This window comes from Winslowiella toletana (assembly GCF_017875465.1).
Lineage (GTDB): Bacteria > Pseudomonadota > Gammaproteobacteria > Enterobacterales > Enterobacteriaceae > Erwinia > Erwinia toletana.
The window spans coordinates 22,729-47,061 of the sequence record NZ_JAGGMQ010000001.1; the positions used below are offsets into that span (position 1 = coordinate 22,729).

General features: G+C 54.4%; 20 protein-coding genes. 14 read left to right on the top strand and 6 right to left on the bottom strand.

What is annotated here, in order from left to right:
* Positions 1-429 precede the first annotated feature (429 nt).
* The 5 genes from sapC (at position 430) to J2125_RS00120 (ending at position 5,422) form a co-directional block, all read left to right on the top strand.
* Positions 430-1,320, top strand: a complete 891-nt coding sequence (sapC, locus tag J2125_RS00100) for a putrescine export ABC transporter permease SapC (protein WP_017799935.1) — start codon at positions 430-432, stop codon at positions 1,318-1,320.
* A complete protein-coding gene (gene sapD / locus J2125_RS00105) occupies positions 1,320-2,312 on the top strand; it encodes a putrescine export ABC transporter ATP-binding protein SapD (protein WP_017799934.1) in 993 nt (330 codons plus the stop codon). Before sapC ends, sapD begins: the two co-directional genes overlap by 1 nt.
* The gene (sapF, locus tag J2125_RS00110) at positions 2,312-3,118 is read left to right on the top strand and encodes a putrescine export ABC transporter ATP-binding protein SapF (protein WP_209499424.1); all 807 of its coding nucleotides are present in this window, start codon (positions 2,312-2,314) and stop codon (positions 3,116-3,118) included. The genes sapD and sapF overlap by 1 nt, the downstream gene beginning before the upstream one ends.
* A gap of 131 nt (positions 3,119-3,249) precedes the next feature.
* Positions 3,250-4,038: an enoyl-ACP reductase FabI gene (gene fabI / locus J2125_RS00115; protein ID WP_017799932.1), complete on the top strand. Its 789-nt coding sequence runs from the start codon at positions 3,250-3,252 to the stop codon at positions 4,036-4,038.
* 244 nt (positions 4,039-4,282) lie between these two features.
* Positions 4,283-5,422 (top strand): CMD domain-containing protein, encoded by a 1,140-nt coding sequence (locus tag J2125_RS00120; protein WP_017799931.1) that lies wholly within the window; start codon positions 4,283-4,285, stop codon positions 5,420-5,422.
* Positions 5,423-5,428: 6 nt separating this feature from the next.
* Here J2125_RS00120 and J2125_RS00125 read toward each other — a convergent pair whose 3' ends face one another.
* Together J2125_RS00125 and J2125_RS25105 are read right to left on the bottom strand one after the other, a co-directional pair.
* Positions 5,429-6,346 carry a LysR family transcriptional regulator gene (locus J2125_RS00125; protein ID WP_017799930.1) on the bottom strand — a complete coding sequence of 306 codons (918 nt, stop codon included), beginning with the start codon at positions 6,344-6,346 and terminating at the stop codon, positions 5,429-5,431.
* 48 nt (positions 6,347-6,394) lie between these two features.
* Positions 6,395-6,529: a hypothetical protein gene (locus tag J2125_RS25105; RefSeq protein ID WP_017799929.1), complete on the bottom strand. Its 135-nt coding sequence runs from the start codon at positions 6,527-6,529 to the stop codon at positions 6,395-6,397.
* Positions 6,530-6,884: 355 nt separating this feature from the next.
* Between J2125_RS25105 and J2125_RS00130 the strand changes: the two genes are divergently transcribed.
* A complete protein-coding gene (locus J2125_RS00130; protein WP_017799928.1) occupies positions 6,885-7,307 on the top strand; it encodes a type II toxin-antitoxin system HicB family antitoxin in 423 nt (140 codons plus the stop codon).
* 49 nt (positions 7,308-7,356) lie between these two features.
* On the opposite strand, the gene J2125_RS00135 is transcribed toward J2125_RS00130, so the two are convergent.
* Both J2125_RS00135 and J2125_RS00140 read right to left on the bottom strand, forming a co-directional pair.
* A complete protein-coding gene (locus J2125_RS00135) occupies positions 7,357-8,601 on the bottom strand; it encodes an LVIVD repeat-containing protein (protein WP_017799927.1) in 1,245 nt (414 codons plus the stop codon).
* Between the two features lie 9 nt (positions 8,602-8,610).
* Positions 8,611-9,675 (bottom strand): sugar ABC transporter substrate-binding protein, encoded by a 1,065-nt coding sequence (locus tag J2125_RS00140; RefSeq protein ID WP_017799926.1) that lies wholly within the window; start codon positions 9,673-9,675, stop codon positions 8,611-8,613.
* A gap of 247 nt (positions 9,676-9,922) precedes the next feature.
* On the opposite strand from J2125_RS00140, the gene J2125_RS00145 reads away from it, so the two are divergent.
* The 3 genes from J2125_RS00145 to J2125_RS00155 all read left to right on the top strand — a co-directional run bounded on the left by J2125_RS00145 (position 9,923) and on the right by J2125_RS00155 (position 12,100).
* Positions 9,923-11,017 (top strand): oxidoreductase, encoded by a 1,095-nt coding sequence (locus tag J2125_RS00145; protein ID WP_017799925.1) that lies wholly within the window; start codon positions 9,923-9,925, stop codon positions 11,015-11,017.
* Between the two features lie 38 nt (positions 11,018-11,055).
* Positions 11,056-11,616: a DsbA family protein gene (locus tag J2125_RS00150; RefSeq protein WP_017799924.1), complete on the top strand. Its 561-nt coding sequence runs from the start codon at positions 11,056-11,058 to the stop codon at positions 11,614-11,616.
* A gap of 244 nt (positions 11,617-11,860) precedes the next feature.
* The gene (locus J2125_RS00155; RefSeq protein ID WP_017799923.1) at positions 11,861-12,100 is read left to right on the top strand and encodes a hypothetical protein; all 240 of its coding nucleotides are present in this window, start codon (positions 11,861-11,863) and stop codon (positions 12,098-12,100) included.
* A gap of 63 nt (positions 12,101-12,163) precedes the next feature.
* On the opposite strand, the gene J2125_RS00160 is transcribed toward J2125_RS00155, so the two are convergent.
* Positions 12,164-13,753 (bottom strand): PTS transporter subunit EIIC, encoded by a 1,590-nt coding sequence (locus tag J2125_RS00160; protein WP_017799922.1) that lies wholly within the window; start codon positions 13,751-13,753, stop codon positions 12,164-12,166.
* Positions 13,754-13,998: 245 nt separating this feature from the next.
* Between J2125_RS00160 and J2125_RS00165 the strand changes: the two genes are divergently transcribed.
* The 5 genes from J2125_RS00165 (at position 13,999) to pdeR (ending at position 23,152) form a co-directional block, all read left to right on the top strand.
* The gene (locus tag J2125_RS00165; RefSeq protein ID WP_017799921.1) at positions 13,999-16,305 is read left to right on the top strand and encodes an FdhF/YdeP family oxidoreductase; all 2,307 of its coding nucleotides are present in this window, start codon (positions 13,999-14,001) and stop codon (positions 16,303-16,305) included.
* A 132-nt stretch (positions 16,306-16,437) separates the two neighbouring features.
* Positions 16,438-18,375: an exoribonuclease II gene (locus J2125_RS00170; RefSeq protein WP_017799920.1), complete on the top strand. Its 1,938-nt coding sequence runs from the start codon at positions 16,438-16,440 to the stop codon at positions 18,373-18,375.
* A gap of 185 nt (positions 18,376-18,560) precedes the next feature.
* The gene (locus J2125_RS00175; RefSeq protein WP_017799919.1) at positions 18,561-20,627 is read left to right on the top strand and encodes a carbon starvation CstA family protein; all 2,067 of its coding nucleotides are present in this window, start codon (positions 18,561-18,563) and stop codon (positions 20,625-20,627) included.
* The gene (locus tag J2125_RS00180; RefSeq protein WP_017799918.1) at positions 20,620-20,916 is read left to right on the top strand and encodes a YbdD/YjiX family protein; all 297 of its coding nucleotides are present in this window, start codon (positions 20,620-20,622) and stop codon (positions 20,914-20,916) included. Before J2125_RS00175 ends, J2125_RS00180 begins: the two co-directional genes overlap by 8 nt.
* Positions 20,917-21,166: 250 nt before the next feature.
* Entirely contained in the window at positions 21,167-23,152 is a 1,986-nt protein-coding gene (gene pdeR, locus J2125_RS00185) for a cyclic di-GMP phosphodiesterase (RefSeq protein ID WP_017799916.1), read from the top strand.
* Here pdeR and J2125_RS00190 read toward each other — a convergent pair whose 3' ends face one another.
* Positions 23,153-24,019 carry a crotonase/enoyl-CoA hydratase family protein gene (locus J2125_RS00190; RefSeq protein WP_026111544.1) on the bottom strand — a complete coding sequence of 289 codons (867 nt, stop codon included), beginning with the start codon at positions 24,017-24,019 and terminating at the stop codon, positions 23,153-23,155. It abuts the gene before it with no gap.
* Between the last annotated feature and the right edge of the window lie 314 nt (positions 24,020-24,333).

Consider the following 24,333-nt stretch of genomic DNA (forward strand, 5'->3'; position numbering starts at 1 on the left):
TTAGCAGGAGACCCGCGCTTTTACTATGGAACTGGGTGATCACTCAACATCCACGCCAGGACGTGGATGTTGAGTGATCAGGTCGCGTTTTCCACTATTCAGGAGCCGCCGCCGCGGTTATCGCCGCACTTTTTGTGTCCTCTTTTACCCGAACTGGCGTCACGAATCCTAACCTTCTGTAATCCATAAGCGAATTTGCCAACTGCGTTCCCTTGCTTGTAACCGTGATATAGAAGGATAATCGCCTATGCTGAGTTATACGCACCTGTCTTTCCTGCGGAAAGGGTATACGCAAAATCGGTGAATTAAAGCTATCCACACGGCACCAGCATCAGGCATGATAGCGCGCAGACTTAACGTAAGGCATTGATATGAAGCAAATATTCAAACAAAACCCCAACATCCGGAATGGATATCAAGTGATAATTTATGCCCGTCGATAATATCTACGCCGAAAAACGGCTGCCGAGTCCGTTCCGTCATACCTGGCGTCTGTTTTACCGTGACACCACGGCGATGATTGGCTTTTACGGTTTTATCGCCCTGCTGCTGCTGTGTATTTTCGGCGGCCTGCTGGCGCCTTACGGGCTCGATCAACAGTTTCTCGGCTATCAGCTTCTGCCGCCCTCCTGGTCACGCTATGGCGATGTTTCCTTCTTTCTCGGCACCGACGATTTAGGCCGCGATGTGTTAAGCCGTTTACTGAGCGGCGCAGCGCCCACGGTCGGATCCGCTATTCTGGTCACGCTGTTTGCCGCCCTCTGCGCCATGGTGCTCGGCGTGCTGGCGGGTTTGACTCATGGTCTGCGCTCGGCGGTGATGAATCACGTACTCGATACGCTGTTATCAATTCCGTCGCTGCTGCTGGCGATTGTGGTGGTGGCGTTTCTCGGCCCGCGGCTTGAACACGCCCTGCTGGCGGTATGGCTGGCGGTATTGCCACGGCTGGTGCGCGCCATCTACAGCGCGGTTCATGATGAACTGGAGAAGGATTATGTGATCGCCGCCCGTCTTGATGGCGCCAGTAGTTTTAATATTCTCTGGCATACCATTCTGCCGAATATTTTATCGATTCTGGTAACCGAGTTTACCCGCGCACTGTCGATGGCGATCCTTGACGTGGCGGCGCTCGGCTTTCTCGATCTCGGCGCGCAGCTGCCCTCGCCGGAATGGGGCGCGATGCTGGGCGATGCGCTGGAACTGATTTATGTGGCCCCGTGGACAGTGATGCTGCCCGGCGCGGCGATTATGATAAGTGTATTGATCATTAACCTGCTGGGCGACGGTATCCGCCGCGCCATTGAAGCGGGAGTGGAATAATGCCGTTACTTGATATCCGCAATCTGACAATTGAATTTATGACCGCCGACGGGCCGGTAAAAGCGGTCGATCGCGTCAGCATCACCCTTAGCGAAGGCGAAGTGCGCGGTCTGGTGGGTGAATCTGGTTCGGGTAAAAGCCTGATCGCCAAAGCGATTTGCGGCGTGACCAAAGATAACTGGCGCGTGACCGCCGACCGTATGCGTTTCGATGATATCGATCTGCTGCATCTTACGCCGCGCGAACGTCGCCGGATTATTGGTCACAACATCTCAATGATTTTCCAGGAACCACAATCCTGCCTTGATCCCTCGGAGAGTATTGGTCGCCAGATTATGCAGGCGATCCCCGGCTGGACTTACAAAGGCCGCTGGTATCAGCGCTTCCACTGGCGTCACCGTCGGGCGATTGAACTGTTACACCGCGTTGGCATTAAAGATCACCGCGATATTATGCGCAGCTTCCCCTATGAGCTGACCGACGGCGAGTGCCAGAAAGCGATGATTGCGATTGCGCTGGCCAATCAGCCGCGTTTGCTGATTGCCGACGAGCCAACCAACGCCATGGAACCGACCACCCAGGCGCAAATTTTCCGCCTGCTGTCGCGCCTGAATCAGAACAATAACACCACCATTCTGCTGATCAGCCATGACCTGCAGATGATGAGCCATTGGGCGGATCGGATTAACGTGATGTACTGCGGCCAGACGGTAGAGACGGCGCAGAGTGAAGACCTGATCTCTGCGCCGCACCACCCTTACACTCAGGCGCTGATCCGCGCGATGCCCGACTTTGGCCGCGCGCTGCCGCATAAAAGCCGTCTGAATACGCTGCCGGGGGCAATTCCGTCGCTGGAACATCTGCCGATTGGCTGTCGCCTCGGCCCACGTTGTCCATATGCGCAGAAGACCTGTATTGATACACCACGTCTGACCGGTAGCCGTTCACATCTGTACGCCTGCCACTTCCCGCTTAATATGGAGGGGCAGTAATGGTCGATACCCTGCTTGAAGTGCGTAATCTCAGCAAAACCTACCGTTACCGCACCGGTCTGTTCCGTCGCCAGCATGTGGAGGCGGTGAAACACGTCAGCTTTACCCTGCGCGAAAAGCAGACGCTGGCGATTATCGGCGAGAACGGTTCGGGCAAATCGACGCTGGCGAAAATGCTTAGCGGCATGATTGCGCCCAGCGAAGGCGAAATGCTGATTGACGATCATCCGCTGGAATATGGCGATTACGGCTATCGCAGTCAGCGCATTCGCATGATTTTCCAGGATCCCTCAACTTCACTGAATCCGCGCCAGCGCATCAGTCAGATTCTGGAATTACCGCTGCGGCTGAATACTGAACTGGATGCCGCAGAGCGTGAAAAACGGATTATCGCTACCCTGCGCCAGGTCGGCCTGCTGCGTGATCATGCGGCTTACTATCCGCATATGCTGGCACCGGGTCAGAAGCAGCGTATCGGTCTGGCGCGCGCGCTGATACTGCAACCCAAGGTGATTATCGCCGATGAAGCGCTGGCGTCACTGGATATGTCGATGCGCTCACAGCTGATTAATCTGATGCTTGAATTGCAGGAAAAACACGGTATCTCTTATATTTATGTCACCCAGCATCTCGGCATGATGAAACATATCAGCGATATGGTGATGGTGATGCATCAGGGCGAAGTGGTGGAGCGCGGCAGTACCGCCGATGTGCTCGCCTGCCCGCTGAATGATTTAACCAAACGCCTGATTACCAGCCACTTTGGCGAGGCATTAACCGCTGATGCCTGGCGACGCGATCGTTAAGCGGGCGGTGGAAACAGCGCCCCTGGGCTAGTTCGAAGACTCGTGCTAGAATGCCGGGTCGATTAACGTCGGTCGCTTATTTATTGTCCAAAAGCGGCCGCCAACAACAAATGACCATAAGGATTACAGCTATGGGTTTTCTTTCCGGTAAGCGCATTCTGGTTACTGGCGTTGCCAGTAAACTCTCTATCGCATACGGTATTGCGCACGCGATGCACAAACAGGGCGCTGAACTGGCTTTCACCTACCAAAACGACAAACTGAAAGGTCGTGTTGAGGAGTTTGCTAAAGAACTGGGCTCTGACATCGTTCTGCCTTGTGACGTTGCTGAAGATGAGAGCATTACAGCGCTGTTTACTGAGCTGGCAAAAACCTGGCCAAAATTTGATGGATTTGTACATTCCATCGGCTTCGCACCGGCTGACCAGCTGGATGGCGACTATGTGAACGCGGTGACCCGCGAAGGCTTTAAAATCGCTCACGATATCAGCGCTTACAGCTTTGTGGCGATGGCGAAAGAGTGTCGTGCGATGCTGAACCCGAACTCCGCACTGCTGACCCTCTCTTACCTCGGTGCTGAGCGTGCGATCCCTAACTACAACGTAATGGGTCTGGCGAAAGCCTCGCTGGAAGCTAACGTACGCTACATGGCGAACGCGATGGGTCCGGACAGTGTGCGTGTTAACGCCATCTCTGCCGGTCCAATCCGTACGCTGGCGGCATCAGGCATCAAAGATTTCCGTAAGATGCTGGCGCACTGCGAAGCGGTTACCCCGATTCGCCGTACCGTGACCACTGAAGATGTCGGCAACTCTGCGGCCTTCCTGTGTTCCGATCTCTCCGCTGGTGTGACCGGTGAAGTTCTGCACGTTGACGGCGGTTTCAGCATCGCTGCCATGAACGAGCTGGAACTGAAGTAAGTCTGACGGGCGAGGCTTGCCTCGCCCTACTCTGCGCGTCAATCCCCCCTGCTTATTCTGTTATAGCCTAAATAATGTAAAGTATGACGGGCATATACCTTCCTGCTATTAATTATCACTTTTCATTCTTTCATTCACAGGCCCTGTTACGTCAGGATAGTTAAGCCTTCCAGGCCCGGCGTATCTGGTTTTTCCCTTTTTATCGTCGAACGTCCGGGTCAGTTAACGTGAAAAAGGAATGATCATGGAACAACGCCGTTATCCCGGCAATAATCACTGGTATCACGAAACACAATCCAGTGTTTGTGCTGAGCAGGAGTCGCCGCTGGTTCCCGAAGCTGCAGAAATAGAGGACCGTTTTTTACTCGGTCTGCAGCAACAGGCGACAGGACCGTTGCTGAAGACGCTACAATCTCAACGCCCCGCTCTGCAGGCTTCACGCGACCTCAGTAAAATTCTGTTGCCTGATGCGCTGAATACCTCGCTTACCCATACGCTGACACTTTACGACCGTCTGTGTACCGCCCTGACTGTGGCGCAGGTCACTGGCGTGCAGCGTTTGTGCAATCACTATGCGGCGCGCCTGAATCCGTTGCCAGGCCCCGATTCATCACGTGAAAGCAACAACCGTCTGACACAAATTACCCAATATTCCCGCCAGCTGGCGAGCGAACCAACGCTGATTGACCGCGCGGCGCTGCAACGGCTGGAAGAGGTGGGTCTTACCGAACCCGATATTATTACCTTTAGTCAGCTGATCGGTTTTGTCAGTTATCAGGCGCGCCTGGTGGCGGGTGTTCAGGCGCTGATGGCGCTGCCGGTACGCTGGATACCGGGCATCACCACCCCTGCCGATGCGGATGCGGCGCGTTTTGCTCAGCCGCCGCAGTGGCAGCCGCAACTGCCGCCGGTAGAGCTGCGTTATGCCAGTGCGGAACAGCTGGAAGTGCTGACTTACTGTCAGGCGCAGCAGTCACTGCAACACAGCGCCTGGCTGTTTGCCCATGATGCGCGGACGCTGTATGGCTGGTCGCAGCTGCTGGCCAGTTTGCGGCAGCAGCAAACCGCGCAGGATCAACTGGCCGCTGCGGTCACCGCGCGGATTAACGGCAGCGTCAGCTGTTTTTATGATTATCAGGGGGAGTGGCGCGACCTCTTGATTGAGGGCATCGATGAGGCGCTGGAGGCCAGCAAAACTCAACCGCAGGTGCAGGCGATAATCCAGGCGGCGGCGCAACTGACCCGCTCACCCGAACGCTTCAGTGCCGCGCATCTGCAACCGCTGGAGGAAGCGGGCTTAGCGCCAGCGGCGCAGTTCCGCCTGATCCAGAGCGTGGCTTTCGCCAGCTGGAACAACCGCCTGATGCAGACCCTCGGCAGCTAAGCCAGCTTACTGCTGGCGCTGCGGCGCTTCGATTAACCAGCGGCGCACTTCATCGAAAAAGTGCTGGGCCAGCGGCGTTGCCCGTCCAGGCTCAGCAATCACCACCGCCGCATGGCGCGACATCGGTTCAATCAGCAATTTGCGTCGTTGTAACTCAGGCGTCATCGCTGGCAGCAGATGGCCGACCGGAGCAATCAGACATCCCAGCCCCACCTGTACCGCCTGCATCAGCTGAAAAATCGAGGTGGTTTCCAGCACCACACGTAGCGTCAGGTCGGCGGCGCGGAAATGGCTGTCGATATAGCGGCGGAAATAGCGTGTTGGTTCCGCCAGACATAGCGGGTATTGCGCCACCTGTTCCAGCGTTAACGGCGTATCATTTTCCGCCAGCTGGGGGAAAGCGTGCGGATGGAACAGCAGCTCAACACCATTATCCTGCAACGGCTCAGCCTGGAAATGCAGTTCACGCAAGGTCGCCAGTTCAAAGAAACCGATGCCCACATCCACTGTATGGCTGTTTAACGCGTCAAGCAGCTGATCGGCACTGAGCACCGCCACGCGGTAATCCAGCAGCGGATAGCGGTCGCTAATCGCTTTTAGCACCAGCGGCAGCGAGATACTGCATTGCGGCACCACGCCAATACGCAGCGTGCCATTAACGCCATGCTTCAGCGATTCGACTTCCAGCTTCAACCCCTGATACACCGAGACAATTTCGCGCGCCCAGACCAGCACGCGCTCGCCTTCAGCAGTAAAGCCGGCAAAATTATTGCTGCGATTAATCAGCGACAGCCCCAGTTCACGCTCAAGGTTTTTCAGCCGCATTGACAGCGTCGGCTGGCTGACAAAACTGGCTTCCGCTGCGCGACCAAAGTGGCGCTCGCGCTCAAGATTGCACAGGTAGATGAGTTGTTTTATATCCATTTTTCAACAAGTTATCCGCAGAGAGCATAAACCCACCGAATGGTGGGCTTAGTTTACAGGCAGTGCATACTTCGAAATGATCGCCAGCAGATGCTGATAGTGTTCAGGTTCACCCCATAGCCACTGCTCATAGTGCCCAATATCATCATCAGACAGAACATCCACCAGTTCGCAGCTTAACATATCGTAAGCATAGAGTTTTAAGCCATAAGCCAGCGCCGATTAGAGGGCACGGTTATCCGCGCTTTCATTCCAGATGTGCGAAAACGACGTTAACTTTGATTGCATTCACCAATCTGGTTGGCATCGATGCCCCTCACAAACTGCGTCCGACGGTATTGAATATTTATCAGACCATTATCGCTGATCTGCGGGCGAGGATCCAATAGCCTGCTTATGGCTGCACCAGCTTCGAGCAATAAAAAGTGTGTATTATCTTTACTATCAGTTAGCGATATTGAGGACGATTGAAAAGTTCGGAACTGATAAAACTATTAGAAAAAAATGGATGGAGCCTTTATAAGTGTGAGGTAAATGCATGTTGTATTCGGCATATATTCACGTTGATGCAGATGGCTCGGCAAGTGGTTACTTTCCTGACGTGACTGGCTGTTATTTTGCCGGTAATTCGCCTGCTGAAACCCGGTCTGATGCCAGATCGGCATTACAGGCTCATTTTGAGCTAATGGCGGAGAAAGGATTAACTATCCCTGAGTCTTCCGGCGAATGGAATCTGAATATCTCTGCGGACAACGGCAGCAAGGAGGATGATAAAAAAGGCATCTGGATCTATGTGGATATTGATATTACTAAATATCTCGGTAAATCTGAGCGTATCAATATCACCATGCCACACTTATTGATTGAAAAGATCGATAAAGCCGTGGGCAAGACCGCACGCTATTCCAGTCGCAGCCATTTTCTTGCAGAAGCGGCAAGAAAAGAGCTTTATTCGCTGTAATCTTCGCGTTTTTTCAGGCCACCAGCGATGGTGGCCTTTGATCTTCCCCCTACCCCAGATACTCAATAATCGACAGCCCGCCGTTATAATCGGTGCTGTAGATAATCCCCTGTGCATCGACAAACACATCACAGGACTGGATGACCTGTGGTCTGCCGGGGCGGGTATCCATCATTTTCGCTGGCGCCGCAGGCACCAGCGCCGCGGTTTCCACCGGGCGATACGGGTTGCTGATATCGTAAGCGCGCACCCCCGCATTCTGGTAAGTGGCAAAAATCAGCGTTGAACTGATAAAACTGCCGGGGCGGTTCTCATGCAGGTTATGCGGACCAAAATGCGCTCCTTTCGCCACATAATTCACCTCGTCCGGCTGCGGGAAAGTCGCGATGCTGACCGGACTGGATGGTTCACGAATATCAAACAGCCAGATAAGCTTTTCGCCATCCTGCTGATTATCAAGCACCGCTTCATCCAGTACCACCAGCAGATCGCGGTCCGGCAGCGGTAAAGCGGTGTGAGTGCCGCCGCCAAAGGGGGGACTCCAGTTGCGATGGCTGATCAACTTCGGCTGGCTGCGATCTTTCACATCAAGAATAGTCAGACCACCGTCGCGCCAGCTGCCATAAGCGGTATCACCGCTGATAATCGCATGATGCAACGCGTAGCGCTTACCCTCCGGCCAGGCGGCACGTTCGCCGTCAGCCTGGTTCATCCCCGGCAGCCACCAGCGCCCCGCCACTTCCGGCTTACGCGGATCGGCAAGATCGATAGTCAGAAAAATATAATCGCTAAAGCCCTCAATCAGCGCCGAAACATAGGCCCAGCGTCCGCCTACATACCAGATGCGGTGGATACCAATGCCGTTCAGTGACAGAAAGCTAATCTCCCGCGGCTTATCCGGCGTCGAGATATCGAATACGCGCAGGCCAGCACTCCAGCCACGATCGCTGATATCGCTTACCGTTTCACCAACAGAGCGGGTGTAATAGACTTTTTCATCGGCGAAACGCGTATCGGCAAACAGGTCGCGTGCGTTAATCACCAGCAGCAGATCGTCATGAGCCTGCAAATGCACATTCCAGGTGCCTGGCGGCGCAGCAACGTAGCCCACGGTTTTCGGCTGCTTCGCATCGCGCACATCAACAATTGAAAAGCCCTGCGACACCATATGACCGATATACGCAAAGCCGCGATGCACCATCAGCTGCACACCGTCCGGCCGACCGCCCTGATCGCTGTGGCCAATTAACCGCATATTGCGGCTGTAATCGGGACGCGGTAGTTCACTGCTCATCACCGCTCCTTATTGGTTATTTGCCTGCAGGGTGGCAAACCACGGCTGGATAAAATCTTCCGTCTGCCCCCAGCCCGGAATGATTTTGCCCAGACCCGCCACGTTTACCGCGCCCGGCTGGCTGACCAGCAGCGCCTGCGGGATCAGCGCCGCCTTAAAATCGTAAGTAGCAGGCGTCGGCTCGCCAGCGATCTTATTGGCAATCAGGCGCACATTGGTGGCGCCAATCAGCTTCGGATCCACCGCCACGCTCACTTTCCACGGGCTGCCCGCTTCACGCATCAGCTGCAAATCCTGGTTAGAGACATCAATACTGTAAAGTTTGATCTCAGTTCGACCGTTCTCCTGTAGCGCTTTATACGCCCCCTGACTGAAGGCATCCCAGCTGCCCCAGATGGCGTCGACTTTCCCTTTCGGGTATTTCGCCAGCACCGCGCCCACTTTATTGGCGGTATCACCCTGCACATCGGAAGAGACCGCGCCGATTGATTCCAGCTCATGAATCCCCGGGTTCTGTTTCAGCAGCGCCTGATAAGCCGCCTGACGGCGCTCCATTGGCGGGAAGCCCGCCACCCACAGCTTGATAATATTAGCCTTGCCATTGAAATCTTTAATCAGCTGACCGACCGACAAAGTGGTCAGCGACGCGTCGTCCTGCTGGGTGACGGTAACCCCGGGAATCGTACCGTTAACCGCGGTATCAAATACCGACACCGCAATGCCAGCCTCAGCGATCCGTTTTACCAGCTGCGTGGAGTAAGGATCACGCCCCTGTGAAAGAATAATGCCGTCATATTTCTGGCTAATGGCCTGATTAACAAAGTCCTGGAAACGGGCGTCGTCACCGTTACTGAGAAAAGTACTGACCTTAAAGCCGAGTTTTTTGCCTTCCTGAATCGCACCAGCGACAAACTGGGTGGTGTTATCATCGGAGCCAAGATTGCGAATCACCGCGATGCGGATCGGACCGTTATGGGCGGCGATCGCCTGAGGCACCGGCGCCAGCGTGGCGGCAAAACCTGGCAATGCGCTGAAGAGCCCCAAAGCCAGTAAAGAGAGCGAAAGCGTTTTCATTATAATGTCCTGTTTGCTGTAATGACGTCCCCCTGCGGACGCGGCTGGTATCAATAATGAATTGATTCCACACATATTTCATAACGCCGGGCAACAGGCAATGACCGAAAAGGCATAAGATAAAACCAAAGGTTATTAGCCATCCGGATGTCCAGATATAACATCGGGTTAGTAAATTTATCTGACGGCGCACTTTTTATCATCAGGCACAGCGTCGTCCTGACGTTCCATATAACAAGGACTTAACATGAGCAATACCGATATTCGCGTGGTTCCCGGCCCGGCTAACTACTATTCACACCCTGGCGCACTGGCGCGACTCAGTGAACTATACTCCGACGTGACCCTGTCACGCGCGGTCTGGGTGTATGGCGAACGCGCCATCGCGGCGGCAACCCCTTTCCTGCCTGCGGCATTTAATGCGACGGGCGCTAAACACCTGCTGTTCAAAGGCCACTGCAGCGAAGGCGATGTCGCGCAGCTGGCGGCAGATGCAGGCGCGGACCGCTCGGTGGTGATTGGCGTTGGCGGTGGCGCGCTGCTGGACAGTGCGAAAGCGCTGGCACGCAAGCTGGGCCTGCCGGTGGTGGCGATCCCGACCATCGCCGCGACTTGTGCAGCGTGGACCCCGCTATCGGTATGGTACAACGATGCCGGTCAGGCACTGGGCTATGAAATTTTCAATGACGCTAACCATCTGGTGCTGGTGGAGCCGCAAATCCTGCTGGAAGCCCCGGCGGAGTATCTGCTGGCCGGTATCGGCGATACGCTGGCGAAATGGTATGAAGCGGTGGTGCTGGCGCCAGAGCCGCAGGCGCTGCCGCTTACGGTACGTCTCGGACTCGATGCAGCGTTGACGATCCGTGATGTCCTGCTGGATCACAGCGAAGCGGCGCTGGCAGATCAGCAGCGCGGCGTGCTGAGCCAGGCGTTTCGTGATGTGGTGGATGCGATTATTGCCGGTGGCGGTATGGTGGGTGGCCTTGGCGAGCGTTTTACCCGCATTGCCGCCGCCCATGCGGTACATAACGGCCTGACGGTGCTACCGCAGACCGACAAGTTCCTGCATGGCACCAAAGTGGCGTACGGCATTCTGGTGCAAAGCGCGCTGCTTGGTCAGGATGAAGTGCTGGCCCGGCTGATTGCCGCTTATCAGCGCTTCCATCTGCCGACCTCGCTGGCGCAGCTGGAAGTCGATATCAATGACCATGAAGCACTGGACCGGGTAATTGCCCATACCCTCCGCCCGGCAGAATCGATACACTACCTGCCGGTAACCCTGACGGCAGAGAGATTGCGCGCCGCATTTGTAACAGTGGAAGCGGCAGGCCGTCAGGTCTGAATTACCGCTTTGAACCCTTTTCAGTTACAGGAGTAATAATGAACCAGACAGCTACCTTAAAAGCAGCACCACTGTCATGGGGTCATGGACCCGCTGTGTTTGAAATATTCCTTGAACCCACCTGCCCGTTCTCGGTGCGCGCCTTTAACAAGCTGGATGCACTGCTGGCATTAGTGGGTGAAGATAAGGTGACGGTAAAAATTCGTCTGCAATCGCAGCCCTGGCACCTGTTCTCAGGCGTGATTGTGCGCTGCATTCTGGCGGCATCAACCCTGCCGGAAGGCAAAGTGGCCGCGCGCGCGGTACTGAAGGCGGTCGCCGATCATCGCGAAGAGTTCGAATTTACCGATCATGCCAGCGGCCCGAATATGGACGCCACGCCGCAGGAAATTATCGAACGGATTGAAAAGTACAGCGGCATCAAACTGGATAAGGCGTTTGCCCGTCCTGAACTGCAAAGTGAAATTAAATGGCACTGTAAATATGCCCGCCAGAACGGGGTTCATGTATCACCGACCTTTATCGTCAAAGGTCTGGTGCAGCCTGATCTCGGCAGTGGCGATGATATCAGCGTCTGGGCCAAACGTATTCTGGCTTAACCCTGCTTTAACCGCGCCCAGGCCACGCCGGGTGCGGTTTTTACCAGATTTATGATCCCGCTATCCTGTCACTTTACCTGGGGTAAAGGTGACTACCCCGATGCAAATCGTATTGTACAAAAAATGGTATCTCCTGATACATGCCTCGATTATGCAAGGTGTGACAGGGATTTAATCGTTTTTTATAAATGTTACTTAGCGTTTTTATTTAGTATTTTCTGAAAGTGTAATCAGGAAAAGCACCATGCAAATCTTAAATCTCTCACGAGCAGTACTGTTTAACAGTAGCCAGGCTGCATATAAATTAGTCTTAGAGAATCCAAAATTTAGCGCATTGGCTACCCGAATAATCGCGGTAAAAAATGTAACCGCTCAATACGAACTCGACCGTGCTAAGCCGGATGCCCGGCAAAAAGCAGAGTTAAAGAATAATATATCGAGGTATATGGAATATCTGAAAAAAATAGAATTCCTTAATTTTTAACAACACCAGGCAGAGTTTCATTCTATGGTCTTCGTCTCCCCCATTCTGAGCGATCAACCCCGTTCAGGCCACACCGAGCGCGGTTTTCACTTCATTAGCGATTTTTTCCACCTGCGGGCCATAGATCACCTGGATATCATGATCGTTCACCCGATTAACGCCATTAGCGCCAGTGGTCATTAACGTCTGATCCACTACCTCTTTCATATCTTTCACCCGCACACGTAAGCGGGTAAAGCAGCAATCGACATCTTCAATATTGCCCTCGCCACCCAGCCCGCTGATAATCACTCTGGTACGCTCATCCGCCGTCACCGCAGGCGCGGTTTCCACCTCTTCAGACTCGCGCCCCGGTGTTTCCACATTCATACGGCGAATAATAAAGCGGAAGCTGTAGTAATAGACCGGCACGTAGATCAGCCCCAGCAGGATGCTCCACCACCACTGGGTTTTGCTGCCGCCAAGTATGCCAAACACCACCAGATCGATAGCGCCGCCCTGTACATTGCCGATCATCAGATGCATCACCGACATCAGCATAAATGACAGCCCGCTCAGCAGCGCATGCAGGATATACAGCAGCGGCGAAACAAAGATAAAGCAAAACTCCAGCGGCTCAGTAATACCGGTGGTAAACGAGGTTAAGGCACCTGCCAGCACCAGCGCCTTGACCCGCTGCTTATGTTCCGGCCGCGCACTGTGGTAGATCGCCAGCGCCGCCGCAGGCAGGCCAAACATCATTACCGGAATTTTGCCCTGTGCCAGAAAGCGCGTGGCATCACGGATAGTATCATCAGGGATCAGACCGGGATGAGTCAGCGCAGCATTAAAGATATTCAGCGCGCCGACGATACTCTGATTATCGACATTAGCGATGCCGCCAATCGGCGTAAAGCGCACGGTCTCGTTAAGAATATGGTGCAGACCGGTAGGGATCAGCAGGCGTTCAAAAGTGCCATACAGAAACGCGCCATACTGCCCGCTTTTACCAATCAGCTCGCCAACCCAGGCGATGCCCGCGCCAATGGTTGGCCAGATGGTTGCCAGCAGCACCCCGACCAGCGGCAGCACCACCACGGTGACAATCGGCACAAAGCGCCGTCCGCCGAAAAAGCTGATCGCCGTCGGCAGCTGCTGGGTATAAAAGCGATTATGAATCGCCACGGTGATTAACCCGGCGATAACCCCGCCCAGCACGCTCATGTTGTAGGTAAAGATGCCGAGCATGTCGATATATTCTGCGGAAGTCATCATCGCCGCAGTCTGGTCCATACCGGACTTTTGCAGTGCTTCGGCGGTGGTAGTTACAGCGGTCAGCCCTTTCGCCCCCAGCGTCGCGCTGACGCCAACATGCATGGCGATAAAACCAATCACCGCGGCAAAAGCAGCGGTCGGCTTTTCAGCTTTCGCCAGCCCGATGGCGCTGGCGACCGCAAAGAACACCGGCAGATTGGCGAACAGCGCCCCGGCGACCTTACGGATAAAGCCGATAATCAGTTGTGGGGTATGCAGTTGTGCAAAGGCGTCACCGGTTATCGCCGGGTTTTGCAGTGCGGCGGCGACGCCAAGGAAAATCCCGGCGGCGGCAATCACCGAGATCGGCATCATCAACGCCTTGCCGAAGGCGTGAACTTTACTGCCAAAATCTTTCATAACCAGCCCTGTATTATCCTGTTAAAGACTAATTATTAGTCAACATATTGATAAGGGGGTGGCATTACCGCCCAATTCCACGGCAAAACTTGAACAGTGTCACAGTTTTATCCGTCTGGCGATAAACGTTAACTATCGCACCATTCAGTCAATCAATTAGACAAACCTGGCGTGCAGTCGCAGACTTTGCGCCTAAAGCAGTAATAATTCATTAACAACTAAGAAACATTAAACCTGCATCCATTATGAAATTTAAATCAGAAATTAAGCCTTATAAGGCCGCTGCGGGCGGCTGGGGTTCACTGGAAGCCACCACCCGTTTTGTCTTCGACAGCAAGCAAGTGCTGAAAAACATGCGCAACCTGATGCGTATGAACAAAGCAAAAGGCTTTGACTGCCCGGGCTGCGCCTGGGGCGATGACAATAAAAGCACCTTCAGTTTTTGTGAAAATGGCGCCAAAGCGGTGACCTGGGAAGCCACGCGCCGCTTTATTGATGCGGAATTCTTTGCGGCGCACAGCGTTTCAGCGCTGTATCAGCAGAGTGACTACTTCCTTGAATATCAGGGACGCCTTACCGAGCCACTGCGCTACAACCGCGCCACCGATCACTATGAACCGATCAGCTGGGACGATGCCTTTGCGCTTATCGCCCGCCACCTGCATGCCATGGATCATGTCAATCAGCTGGAACTCTACACCTCCGGCCGCGCCAGTAACGAAGCTTCGTGGCTGTATCAGCTGTTTGGCCGCATGTTCGGCACCAATAACTTCCCGGACTGCTCCAATATGTGTCATGAAGCCAGCGGCACCGGCCTTAAACGCAGTATTGGCGTCGGTAAAGGCACTATTCGTCTGGATGATTTCGATCAGGCCAATGCGATTTTTGTGTTTGGCCAGAACCCGGGCACTAACCATCCGCGTATGCTGCACAGCCTGCGTCACGCGGCAGACCACGGCGCGAAAATCGTCACCTTTAATACCCTGCGCGAACGTGGACTGGAGCGCTTTGCCGATCCACAAAAGCCGCTGGAAGTGGTTACTTCCAAAGCTGGCACCATCAGCTCCACCTATTACCAGCCTAACCTTGGCGGCGATATGGCGGCGGTCCGCGGCATGGTGAAAGTGCTGCTGGAAACGCATCATGCACGGCTTGCGGCGGGCGAAAAAGGCCTGTTTGACGACGCCTTTATTCAGGCCAATACCGAAGGAGTGGAGGCTTACCTGGCGCAGGTCGCCGCCACCGAATGGCCGCAAATCGAACAACAGTCTGGCCTGAGCGAGCAGCAAATCCGTGAGGCTGCGGCGATCTACCAGAGCGCCGAACGGGTGATCTGCACCTGGGCGATGGGGATTACCCAGCATAAGCATTCAGTTGATACGGTGCGTGAAATCGTTAACCTGCAGCTGCTGTTTGGCCAGCTCGGCAAACCTGGCGCGGGTCTTTGCCCGGTTCGTGGTCACAGTAATGTGCAGGGCAACCGCACCATGGGCATTGATGAGAAGCCGACCAAAGCGTTTCTCGACAGTATGGCCAGCCATTTTGGCTTCGAACCACCGCGCAATATCGGTCATAACACGGTCGAAGCGCTGGAAGCGATGCTGCGTGACGAGATCAAAGTCCTGATCGCGCTGGGTGGTAACCTTGCCGCTGCGGCGCCGGACAGTCCGCGTACTGAAGAAGCGCTGAGCCGCTGTCAGCTGACGGTGCAGATCAGCACCAAACTGAACCGCAGCCATCTGGTGCCGGGTCATGATGCGCTGATTCTGCCAACGATTGGCCGTACCGAGCAGGATATCCAGGCCAGCGGTCCGCAGTTTATTACTGTGGAAGACTCCTTTAGCATGGTGCATGCTTCGGAGGGCGTGGGTAAACCGATTGCCGATACCCAGCGTTCAGAAACCTGGATTGTTGCCGGTATCGCTAACGCGGTGCTGGGCAGTGAGAAACTTGACTGGCTGGAACTGGCGGGTAACTACGACAAGATCCGCGACCATATCGCCGCCACCATTCCGGGCTTTAAAGACTTTAATCAGCAGTGCGAAAAACCAGGAGGTTTCTATCTGGGTAACGCCGCCGCCGAACTGCGCTTTAATACCCTGCATAATAAGGCGCAGTTTAGCGCTGCCCCCCTGCCCGATTCCCTGTTCCCGCAGCTGGGTGAGGTGAACGTGCCTTTCACCCTGCAAACCCTGCGTTCGCACGATCAGTACAACACCACTATCTACGGTCTTGATGATCGCTACCGTGGTGTTTACGGTCAGCGCGAAGTGCTGTTTATCCATCCGGATGATATGGCCGAGCTGGGCCTGACGGCGGGTGAAAATGTGGATATCGAAACGCTGTGGAACGACGGCATTACGCGTAAGGTCAGCGGCTTTAAGCTGGTGCCTTACGCCATTCCGCGTGGCAATCTGGCCGCTTACTATCCGGAAACCAATCCGCTGGTGCCGCTCTCCAGCTTTGGCGACGGCAGTGGTACGCCTACCTCAAAATCAGTGCCGGTAAAAATATCTTTATCGCCAGTGGTTGTCAGTCAGCGTATTGCCTGACCCGCATTACCGTTACTTCTGCCGCAGGTCTGGCCAGCCAGGCCTGCGCTGAAAACCGCAATTCACCCTTGCCCGCAGACGGTTAATCGCGTAAAACTGTCAGCCGCTCTTAGGCCACGAAAATAACTTATTATGTTCCAGGATAACCCGCTGCTCGCGCAGCTGAAACAGAAGCTCCACTCCCAGACCCCGCGTGTTGAGGGTGTGGTAAAAGGCACTGAAAAAGGATTCGGCTTTTTAGAAGTCGATGCACAGAAAAGCTATTTCATCCCGCCGCCGCAGATGAAAAAAGTGATGCATGGCGATCGGGTGATTGCCGTGGTGCAGACCGATAAAGAGCGTGAAATTGCCGAGCCGGAAAAACTGGTTGAGCCTTTCCTGACGCGTTTTGTTGGACGTGTACAGAAGAAAGACGATCGTTTATCCATTGTTCCCGATCATCCGCTGTTAAAAGATGCCATTCAATGCCGTGCAGATCGTCGCGTTGAGCACGATTTTCAGGCCGGTGACTGGGCAGTAGCGGAAATGAAACGCCATCCGCTGAAAGGCGATCGCGGTTTTTACGCCGAATTAACCCATTTTATTACCACTGCGGATGACCATCTGGCACCGTGGTGGGTCACGTTGTCACGCCATAATCTGGAACGCGAAGCGCCGGAAGTGGCTGCACCAACCGAGATGCTCGACGAGCAGCTGGCGCGCGAAGATCTGACCGCGCTGGAGTTTGTCACTATCGACAGCGCCAGCACCGAAGATATGGATGATGCGCTCTATGTTGCAGAGAACGCCGACGGCTCGCTGCTGCTGACCATCGCCATCGCGGATCCTACCGCTTATGTGCCGGTAGGTAGCGAGCTGGATAAGATCGCCGCTGAGCGTGCTTTCACCAATTATCTGCCGGGCTTTAATATCCCGATGCTGCCACGTCAGCTGTCGGATGACACCTGCTCGCTGCGCCCAATGGTGCGTCGTCCGGTGCTCGCCTGCCGCGTGACGGTAGCTGCCGACGGCACCCTGTCTGACGATATTCACTTCTTCGCCGCATGGATCGAGTCAAAAGCCAAACTGGTTTATGACAATGTCTCTGACTGGCTGGAGAACAGTGGCGAATGGCAGCCGGAGTCCGGGGCGATTGCCAGTCAGATCCGTCTGCTGCATCGTCTGTGTCTGGCGCGTAGCGAATGGCGTCAGAACCATGCGCTGGTATTTAAAGACCGTCCTGATTACCGCTTCCTGCTGGGTGAAAAAGGCGAAGTGCTGGATATCGTTGCCGAGCCGCGCCGCATTGCCAATCGCATTGTCGAAGAAGCGATGATCACTGCCAATATCTGTGCGGCGATTGTGCTGCGCGAGAAACTGGGCTTTGGCGTCTATAACGTCCATCTGGGCTTTGACAGCACCAATGCCGAGCAGGCAGCAGCGATTCTGGCTGCCAACGGCGTGACCGTCGATCCAACGGCGATTATCAGCCTGGAAGGTTTCCGTGCGTTGCGTCGTGAGCTGGATTCCCATCCGACTCAGTTCCTTGACAGCCGTATCCGTCGTTTCCAGTCCTTCGCAGAAATCAGCACCGAACCTGGCCCGCACTTTGGTCTGGGTCTGGAAGCATACGCCACCTGGACTTCACCGATTCGTAAGTACGGCGATATGATTAACCATCGCCTGCTGAAAGCGATCATCAAAGGTGAAACCACCGATCGTCCGGTGGATGAGCTGACGGTGAAAATGGGTGAACGTCGTCGCCTTAACCGTATGGCTGAACGTGATGTCGGTGACTGGCTCTACTCGCGCTACCTGCAAAAATCTGCCGGTACCGATACCCGCTTCAGCGCTGAGATTATCGATATCTCACGCGGCGGTATGCGTGTACGCCTGCTGGATATCGGCGCAGTAGCCTTTATACCTGCGCCATTCCTGCATGCAGTGCGTGACGAAATGGTCTGCAGCCAGGAAAGCGGCACCGTGCAGATTAAAGGCGAAGTGGTTTATCGCGTTACTGATGTGATTGATGTCACCATCGCTGAAGTGCGTATGGAAACCCGTAGTGTGGTTGCACGTCCGGTCGCATAAGTATGACTATCGCGGGATAACGCCTGTTATCCCGCAGTTTTATTTCCCCCTCCCTGATGAAACCATTAAAAACGCCTGAGACTTCACATTTTCCCTGCGCTTAACTTTCTTAAACAAACAATTACATTACTTTTAACTTGTTGCTCACCCTGAGCCTTCCCTCTGGACCAACAAGGAGTTCTGTGATGAAAAACGTCAAGACCGGGGTTATCTGGTTAGTGGTGGCGTTAATCGGTGCTTTTGCCTTCGGCATGCTGGCGCTGAGTCGCGGCGAACATGTCAATGCCGTCTGGCTGGTGGTGGCTGCGGTCGCCTGTTACAGCATCGCATACCGTTTCTACAGCCTGTTTATCGCCCGCAATATTTTCGAACTGGATGACCGTCGCCTTACCCCTGCCGAACGCCATAATGACGGGCTGGACTATGTGCCGACCAATAAATGGGTGCTGTTCGGTCACCACTTTGCCGCTATCGCTGGCGCCGGGCCGCTGGTCGGTCCGATCCTTGCCGCACAGATGGGCTTTTTGCCGGGTACGATCTGGATTCTGGTTGGCGTCATGCTGGCGGGCGCGGTGCAGGATTTCCTGATCCTGTTTATATCCACCCGGCGTGATGGTCGCTCACTGGGCGAGATGGCAAGACAGGAGCTGGGCGCGTTTGCCGGGGTGGTCACCATGCTCGGTGCGCTGGGCGTGATGATTATTATTCTGTCAGCGCTGGCGCTGGTGGTGGTTAAAGCGCTGGCCGACAGCCCGTGGGGCCTGTTTACCATTGCCGCGACCATTCCAATCGCGCTGTTTATGGGCGTCTATATGCGCTTCCTGCGGCCGGGAAAAATTGCGGAAGTGTCGATTATCGGCTTTGTGCTGATGATGGCGGCAATTATCTATGGCGGCGATATCGCCCAGCACCCGTACTGGGGCCCTTTCTTTACCCTGAAAGGCACCTCGCTGACCTGGGTGCTGGTGATTTACGGTTTTGTCGCCTCGGTATTGCCGGTATGGCTGCTGCTGGCGCCGCGTGACTACCTCTCCACCTTCCTGAAAATCGGCGTGATTATCGGCCTCGCCATCGGCATTGTGTTCGCCATGCCGGAAATGAAGATGCCAGCGGTATCGCGCTTTATCGACGGTAGCGGTCCGGTGTTCGCCGGCGCACTGTTTCCTTTCCTGTTTATCACCATCGCCTGTGGCGCCATCTCCGGCTTCCATGCGCTGGTCTCCAGCGGCACCACCCCCAAATTAGTGGAGCGCGAAAGCCATATTCGCTTTATTGGCTACGGCGCGATGCTGATGGAGTCGTTTGTGGCGATAATGGCGCTGATCTGCGCGTCGGTGATTGAGCCGGGGATCTATTTCGCCATGAACTCACCGGCGGCGCTGATTGGCACCACCGTGGAGAGCGCCTCGCAGATGATTAACAGCTGGGGCTTTGTGGTGACACCAGAGATGCTGGCCGCCGTAGCGCGCGATGTGGGCGAGCACTCGGTGCTGTCACGTGCCGGTGGCGCGCCAACCTTTGCGGTTGGCATGGCGCATATTATTACCGAAGTATTTAACAGCCGGGCGATGATGGCCTTCTGGTATCACTTTGCCATTTTGTTTGAAGCGCTGTTTATTCTTACCGCCGTTGACGCCGGTACCCGCGCCTGCCGTTTTATGGTGCAGGATCTGGTCGGCACGGTGGTGCCATCGCTGGCGAATAACCGCTCATGGCTGGGCAATATGGCCGGTACTTCCGTTGCAGTCGCCGCGTGGGGATTCTTTGTCTACCAGGGGGTGATCGACCCGCTGGGCGGCATTAATACCCTGTGGCCGCTATTTGGCATTGGTAACCAGATGCTGGCCTCGATGGCGCTGATCCTCGGAACGGTGGTGCTGTTTAAAATGAAAAAACAGCGTTATGTCTGGGTTACCATTGTGCCCACCATCTGGCTGTTTATTACCTCAATGACCGCAGGCTGGCAGAAAATTTTCCATGAGAAACCGGCAATTGGTTTTCTTGCTCAGGCGAATAAGTTTTCGAAAGGAATTAATGAAGGTGTGGTGATCGCGCCGGCAAAAACTATCGCTGATATGCAGACCATTGTGCTGAGCAACCAGATTAACGCCGTCCTGTGCGGCTTCTTTATGCTGGTCGCCGTTACCATGCTGGTGTCCGCGTTGTTTGTCATCCGCCGTGCGCTGAGAAGTCATACACCCACCACCCATGAAACTGAAGTTTCACTGCGTAAGGAGGCCCGCCATGCCTGATGCCATCCATGCACGCCGGCCACTGACCAACGTGCCACAACTGAAGCGCTGCCACCCGCTATGGAGTGCAGAACAGCCAGCGGAGCCGCTATCGCTGCGGCTGATTTGCAAACGGCTGGCGCAAAGTTTTCGCCTGATGGTGGGCGTGCAGGATTATCAGAACTATCTGCGCCATATGCAGGCGCAGCATCCTTTAACAGTCGCGATGAGTGAACGTGAATTTCATCGCTACTGCCTGGAGGCTCGCTACCCCTCGAAAGGCGGCAAAATGGGGAAATGCCCCTGTTAGCCATGGGTAAATAACCGTTCAGTTAAAGGCGGTGAGATACAACAGCGCAGCTTATGCTCACCGCTTTTATCCTGCTGCCCTCTCTTTTTTTTACCCACTTTCAGCCTGGCTGCAGCCGATTGCAGCCAGGTTAATTTGCACATCAAAAAAATATATCTCGTTTGCAGCTTGTGCTTATGCATATTGCCGAATACTGTTGCTAAAATAAGAAGATACTGCCTGCAGAGCATTCCACAGGAGGACGTTTTTAATGACCGATGAACAAGGGCAAACGTTGCTCTATACCTTTTTTGGTACCTCCAGCCCTCACTGGCATCTCTCTGCTGATAGTGATGCACTTAACTTTGCCGAAGACGAAAATGCTGAAATCAATCTTGCCGTTCCACTGACGCCATCACAGGTCAGCCTGATACGTTGCATGACAGTGATTACCTCCAGCGTGAATCTTACGGTGTCACTGCGCGGCACAACGGTGGCGATGCATCTGGTGGGTCGTAAAGTGAACCAGTCCACCTGGGCTGGCACCGCATCGGCCTGGGGCGATACTTCATCGGTCGCACGCGATTTAACGCTGGGCCTCTCCTTTGCCGAACAAGTGGTTTCCGAAGCGAATTCGGTGATTGTGATCCTTGACCAGCAGGGCAACATTCAGCGTTTTAACCGTTTAAGTGAAGAGTATACGGGCCTGAAAGAGCAGGAAGTGATTGGCCGCAATGTGTTCCAGCTGTTTATGACTAAACAGGAGGCGATCGCTTCACGTCGCAATATCAGCGGTTTTTTCCGCAATGGCAGCTCGTATGAAGTTGAGCGCTGGATCAAAACCAAAAAAGGGCAGCGGCTGTTTCTGTTCCGCAATAAATTTGTCCATAGCGGCAGCGGCAAAAACGAAATATTCCTGATCTGTTCCGGTACTGATATCACTGAAGAGCGACGCGCACAGGAGCGTCTGCGTATCCTCGCCAACACCGATACCATTACCGGGCTGCCGAACCGCAACGCCATCAACCAGCTGATTAGTCAGTCGCTTGAGCAGCGCAAAGAGAGCCAGCTTGGCGTGGTCTATCTCGACCTCGATAATTTTAAAAAGGTTAATGATGCTTACGGTCATATGTTTGGCGACCAGCTGCTGCAGGCGGTATCACTGGCCATTCTTAGCTGTCTGGAGAAAGATCAAACCCTCGCCCGCCTCGGCGGTGATGAGTTTATTGTGCAGGCGCAGAATACCAGCCAGCAGGCGCTGGAAGCGATGTCCACACGCATTCTTGAACGTCTGCGCCAGCCATTCCGCGTTGGTCTGATTGAGGTCTATACCGGCTGTTCGATCGGCATCGCTATCGCGCCGCAGCATGGCGAAGACCGCGAGAGTCTGCTGCGTAATGCCGATACTGCGATGTATACGGCAAAGGAGTCCGGGCGCGGTAAGTTCTGTATTTTCTCCGCCGAGATGAATCAGCGGGTTTTTGAATATGTCTGGCTGGATACCAACCTGCGTAAGGCGCTGGAACATCAGCAGCTGGTGGTTCACTATCAGCCGAAAATTGCTAAAGACGGCAAAGTTCGCAGTGCCGAAGCACTGGTGCGCTGGCAATCCCCGGAACGCGGGCTGGTGCCGCCAGGTGATTTTATCTCCTATGCCGAAGAGTCAGGACTGATTGTCCCGCTGGGACGCTGGGTGATGCTGACGGTGGTGGCGCAGATTGTCGCCTGGCGTAAACAGGGCATCGATTTACGCGTCGCGGTGAATGTCTCTGCGCGGCAGCTTATCGATCAGAGTATCTACTGCGACCTGCGTCAGGCGCTGCTGGATAGCAATATAACCGGCTGCCCGATCGATATTGAACTGACCGAGAGTTGCCTGATCGAAAATGAGCAGCAGGCGCTGAATCTGATGCAGCAGTTTCAGGATCTGGGGGCAGAAGTGCATCTGGATGATTTCGGCACCGGCTACTCTTCGCTGTCACAGCTGGCGCGGGTACCCATTAATGCCATCAAGCTCGACCAGAGTTTTGTCCGTGGCGTCAATAATCAGGCGGTTTCTCAGTCGCTGGTGCGCGCGATTGTCGCGGTGGCGAAAGCACTGGATTTGCGGGTAATTGCGGAGGGTATTGAAACTGCAGCCGAAGAGAAATTTGTGATTACCAGCGGTGTCGACCTGCGTCAGGGCTACTACTATGCGAAACCAATGCCCGTAAGCGAATTCGAGCACTGGTTTGCCCATTACAAGGTTAAAAAATAGTTAGCCTGCTTTACGCAACTGCGAGCTGTGACGATTTTGCAGCTGTACCAGCCGCTCCATATATGCCAGGTCTTTCGGCTCGAGGGTAAAGGCAAAGTCGACCCAGTCCTCAGTGATATCCATCAGTTCAGCTCGCGTCAGCTGTAATACCCGCTGACGCGCTTTCAGCATCGCTCTGATCCCATTAAGTTTCGGTTTCAGCGTATCAATCAGGGTACGGGTGGCGCGATAGGCATCCCCTGGCTGGAACAGACGATCCACCAGACCGCGCTGTTCAAACCATTCGGCAGTATGCGACTCCCCTTCGCAAATCAACTCCTCCGCCAGTTTCATCCCCGAACGACGCGCCACCAGCGAATAGCCCCCCATCCCCGGAAATAAATTAAAGGCAATTTCCGGAAAACCCATACGCGCATTATTTTGCGCAAGGATAAAATGGTGAGCCAGCGCGGCTTCAAAACCACCGCCGAGGGCGCTGCCTTCAATCATCGCCATGGTTACCGCACCGGTATCAAACCCCTTAGCGGCGGCATGAATGCAGTCTACGCAGGCGCGGGCATAAGAACGCAACGCTTCGCGCCGTCCGTTCTTTATCGTTTCGACAAAGAAGCTTAAATCGCCTCCCGCATTGAACATTGATGGCACCAGTGAACCGGTGACCCAAAAATCAATCTGTAAACCGGAACGCTGTGCGGCATAACTCAGATTCATAATCTCTTCAATAAGCGCATGATTAAAACATGGTCGTGGCTCCGCCCGTAACAGCATCCACATTGTGCGCCGTTCCTCCTCATAGTAGGCAGCAAGTTGAGTGGTATGTCCGGCTTCGGTGAAAAGTCTGCATGTTGCTTGGTTAATGACTGTCATGGTCTGAACCCCTGATTATTTGATGCGTTAAATGCATATTTAGCGTAATCCAGAGTCAGGCCGCATTAAATGAGATACTGATTTTTAAGATAAAATCCATTTTTTCTGCCAAACCGGGTGATGCGAAAAAAGTAAAAAATATTATTCTGTTGCCGCCTGCTGGCTGGCCGGAAGTTGAGCGCACTTATCCCGCCCCGGCCCGGTCAGCCGCAACATTATGGTTCTGTAACTCTGAATATTCCGTTTCACCTGACGCCAGCGCCGACATAAAACAAGTTGTTCAGGACTAATCGGTACAGTGAAATATAGGGTTC

What these genes read in the sequence shown, in the direction of transcription:
- sapC (WP_017799935.1), top strand. Translation starts at nt 430, where the DNA reads ATGCCCGTCGATAATATCTACGCCGAAAAACGGCTGCCGAGTCCGTTC.
- sapD (WP_017799934.1), top strand. Translation starts at nt 1,320, where the DNA reads ATGCCGTTACTTGATATCCGCAATCTGACAATTGAATTTATGACCGCC.
- sapF (WP_209499424.1), top strand. Translation starts at nt 2,312, where the DNA reads ATGGTCGATACCCTGCTTGAAGTGCGTAATCTCAGCAAAACCTACCGT.
- fabI (WP_017799932.1), top strand. Translation starts at nt 3,250, where the DNA reads ATGGGTTTTCTTTCCGGTAAGCGCATTCTGGTTACTGGCGTTGCCAGT.
- J2125_RS00120 (WP_017799931.1), top strand. Translation starts at nt 4,283, where the DNA reads ATGGAACAACGCCGTTATCCCGGCAATAATCACTGGTATCACGAAACA.
- J2125_RS00125 (WP_017799930.1), bottom strand. Translation starts at nt 6,346, where the DNA reads ATGGATATAAAACAACTCATCTACCTGTGCAATCTTGAGCGCGAGCGC.
- J2125_RS25105 (WP_017799929.1), bottom strand. Translation starts at nt 6,529, where the DNA reads ATGTTAAGCTGCGAACTGGTGGATGTTCTGTCTGATGATGATATTGGG.
- J2125_RS00130 (WP_017799928.1), top strand. Translation starts at nt 6,885, where the DNA reads ATGTTGTATTCGGCATATATTCACGTTGATGCAGATGGCTCGGCAAGT.
- J2125_RS00135 (WP_017799927.1), bottom strand. Translation starts at nt 8,601, where the DNA reads ATGAGCAGTGAACTACCGCGTCCCGATTACAGCCGCAATATGCGGTTA.
- J2125_RS00140 (WP_017799926.1), bottom strand. Translation starts at nt 9,675, where the DNA reads ATGAAAACGCTTTCGCTCTCTTTACTGGCTTTGGGGCTCTTCAGCGCA.
- J2125_RS00145 (WP_017799925.1), top strand. Translation starts at nt 9,923, where the DNA reads ATGAGCAATACCGATATTCGCGTGGTTCCCGGCCCGGCTAACTACTAT.
- J2125_RS00150 (WP_017799924.1), top strand. Translation starts at nt 11,056, where the DNA reads ATGAACCAGACAGCTACCTTAAAAGCAGCACCACTGTCATGGGGTCAT.
- J2125_RS00155 (WP_017799923.1), top strand. Translation starts at nt 11,861, where the DNA reads ATGCAAATCTTAAATCTCTCACGAGCAGTACTGTTTAACAGTAGCCAG.
- J2125_RS00160 (WP_017799922.1), bottom strand. Translation starts at nt 13,753, where the DNA reads ATGAAAGATTTTGGCAGTAAAGTTCACGCCTTCGGCAAGGCGTTGATG.
- J2125_RS00165 (WP_017799921.1), top strand. Translation starts at nt 13,999, where the DNA reads ATGAAATTTAAATCAGAAATTAAGCCTTATAAGGCCGCTGCGGGCGGC.
- J2125_RS00170 (WP_017799920.1), top strand. Translation starts at nt 16,438, where the DNA reads ATGTTCCAGGATAACCCGCTGCTCGCGCAGCTGAAACAGAAGCTCCAC.
- J2125_RS00175 (WP_017799919.1), top strand. Translation starts at nt 18,561, where the DNA reads ATGAAAAACGTCAAGACCGGGGTTATCTGGTTAGTGGTGGCGTTAATC.
- J2125_RS00180 (WP_017799918.1), top strand. Translation starts at nt 20,620, where the DNA reads ATGCCTGATGCCATCCATGCACGCCGGCCACTGACCAACGTGCCACAA.
- pdeR (WP_017799916.1), top strand. Translation starts at nt 21,167, where the DNA reads ATGACCGATGAACAAGGGCAAACGTTGCTCTATACCTTTTTTGGTACC.
- J2125_RS00190 (WP_026111544.1), bottom strand. Translation starts at nt 24,019, where the DNA reads ATGACAGTCATTAACCAAGCAACATGCAGACTTTTCACCGAAGCCGGA.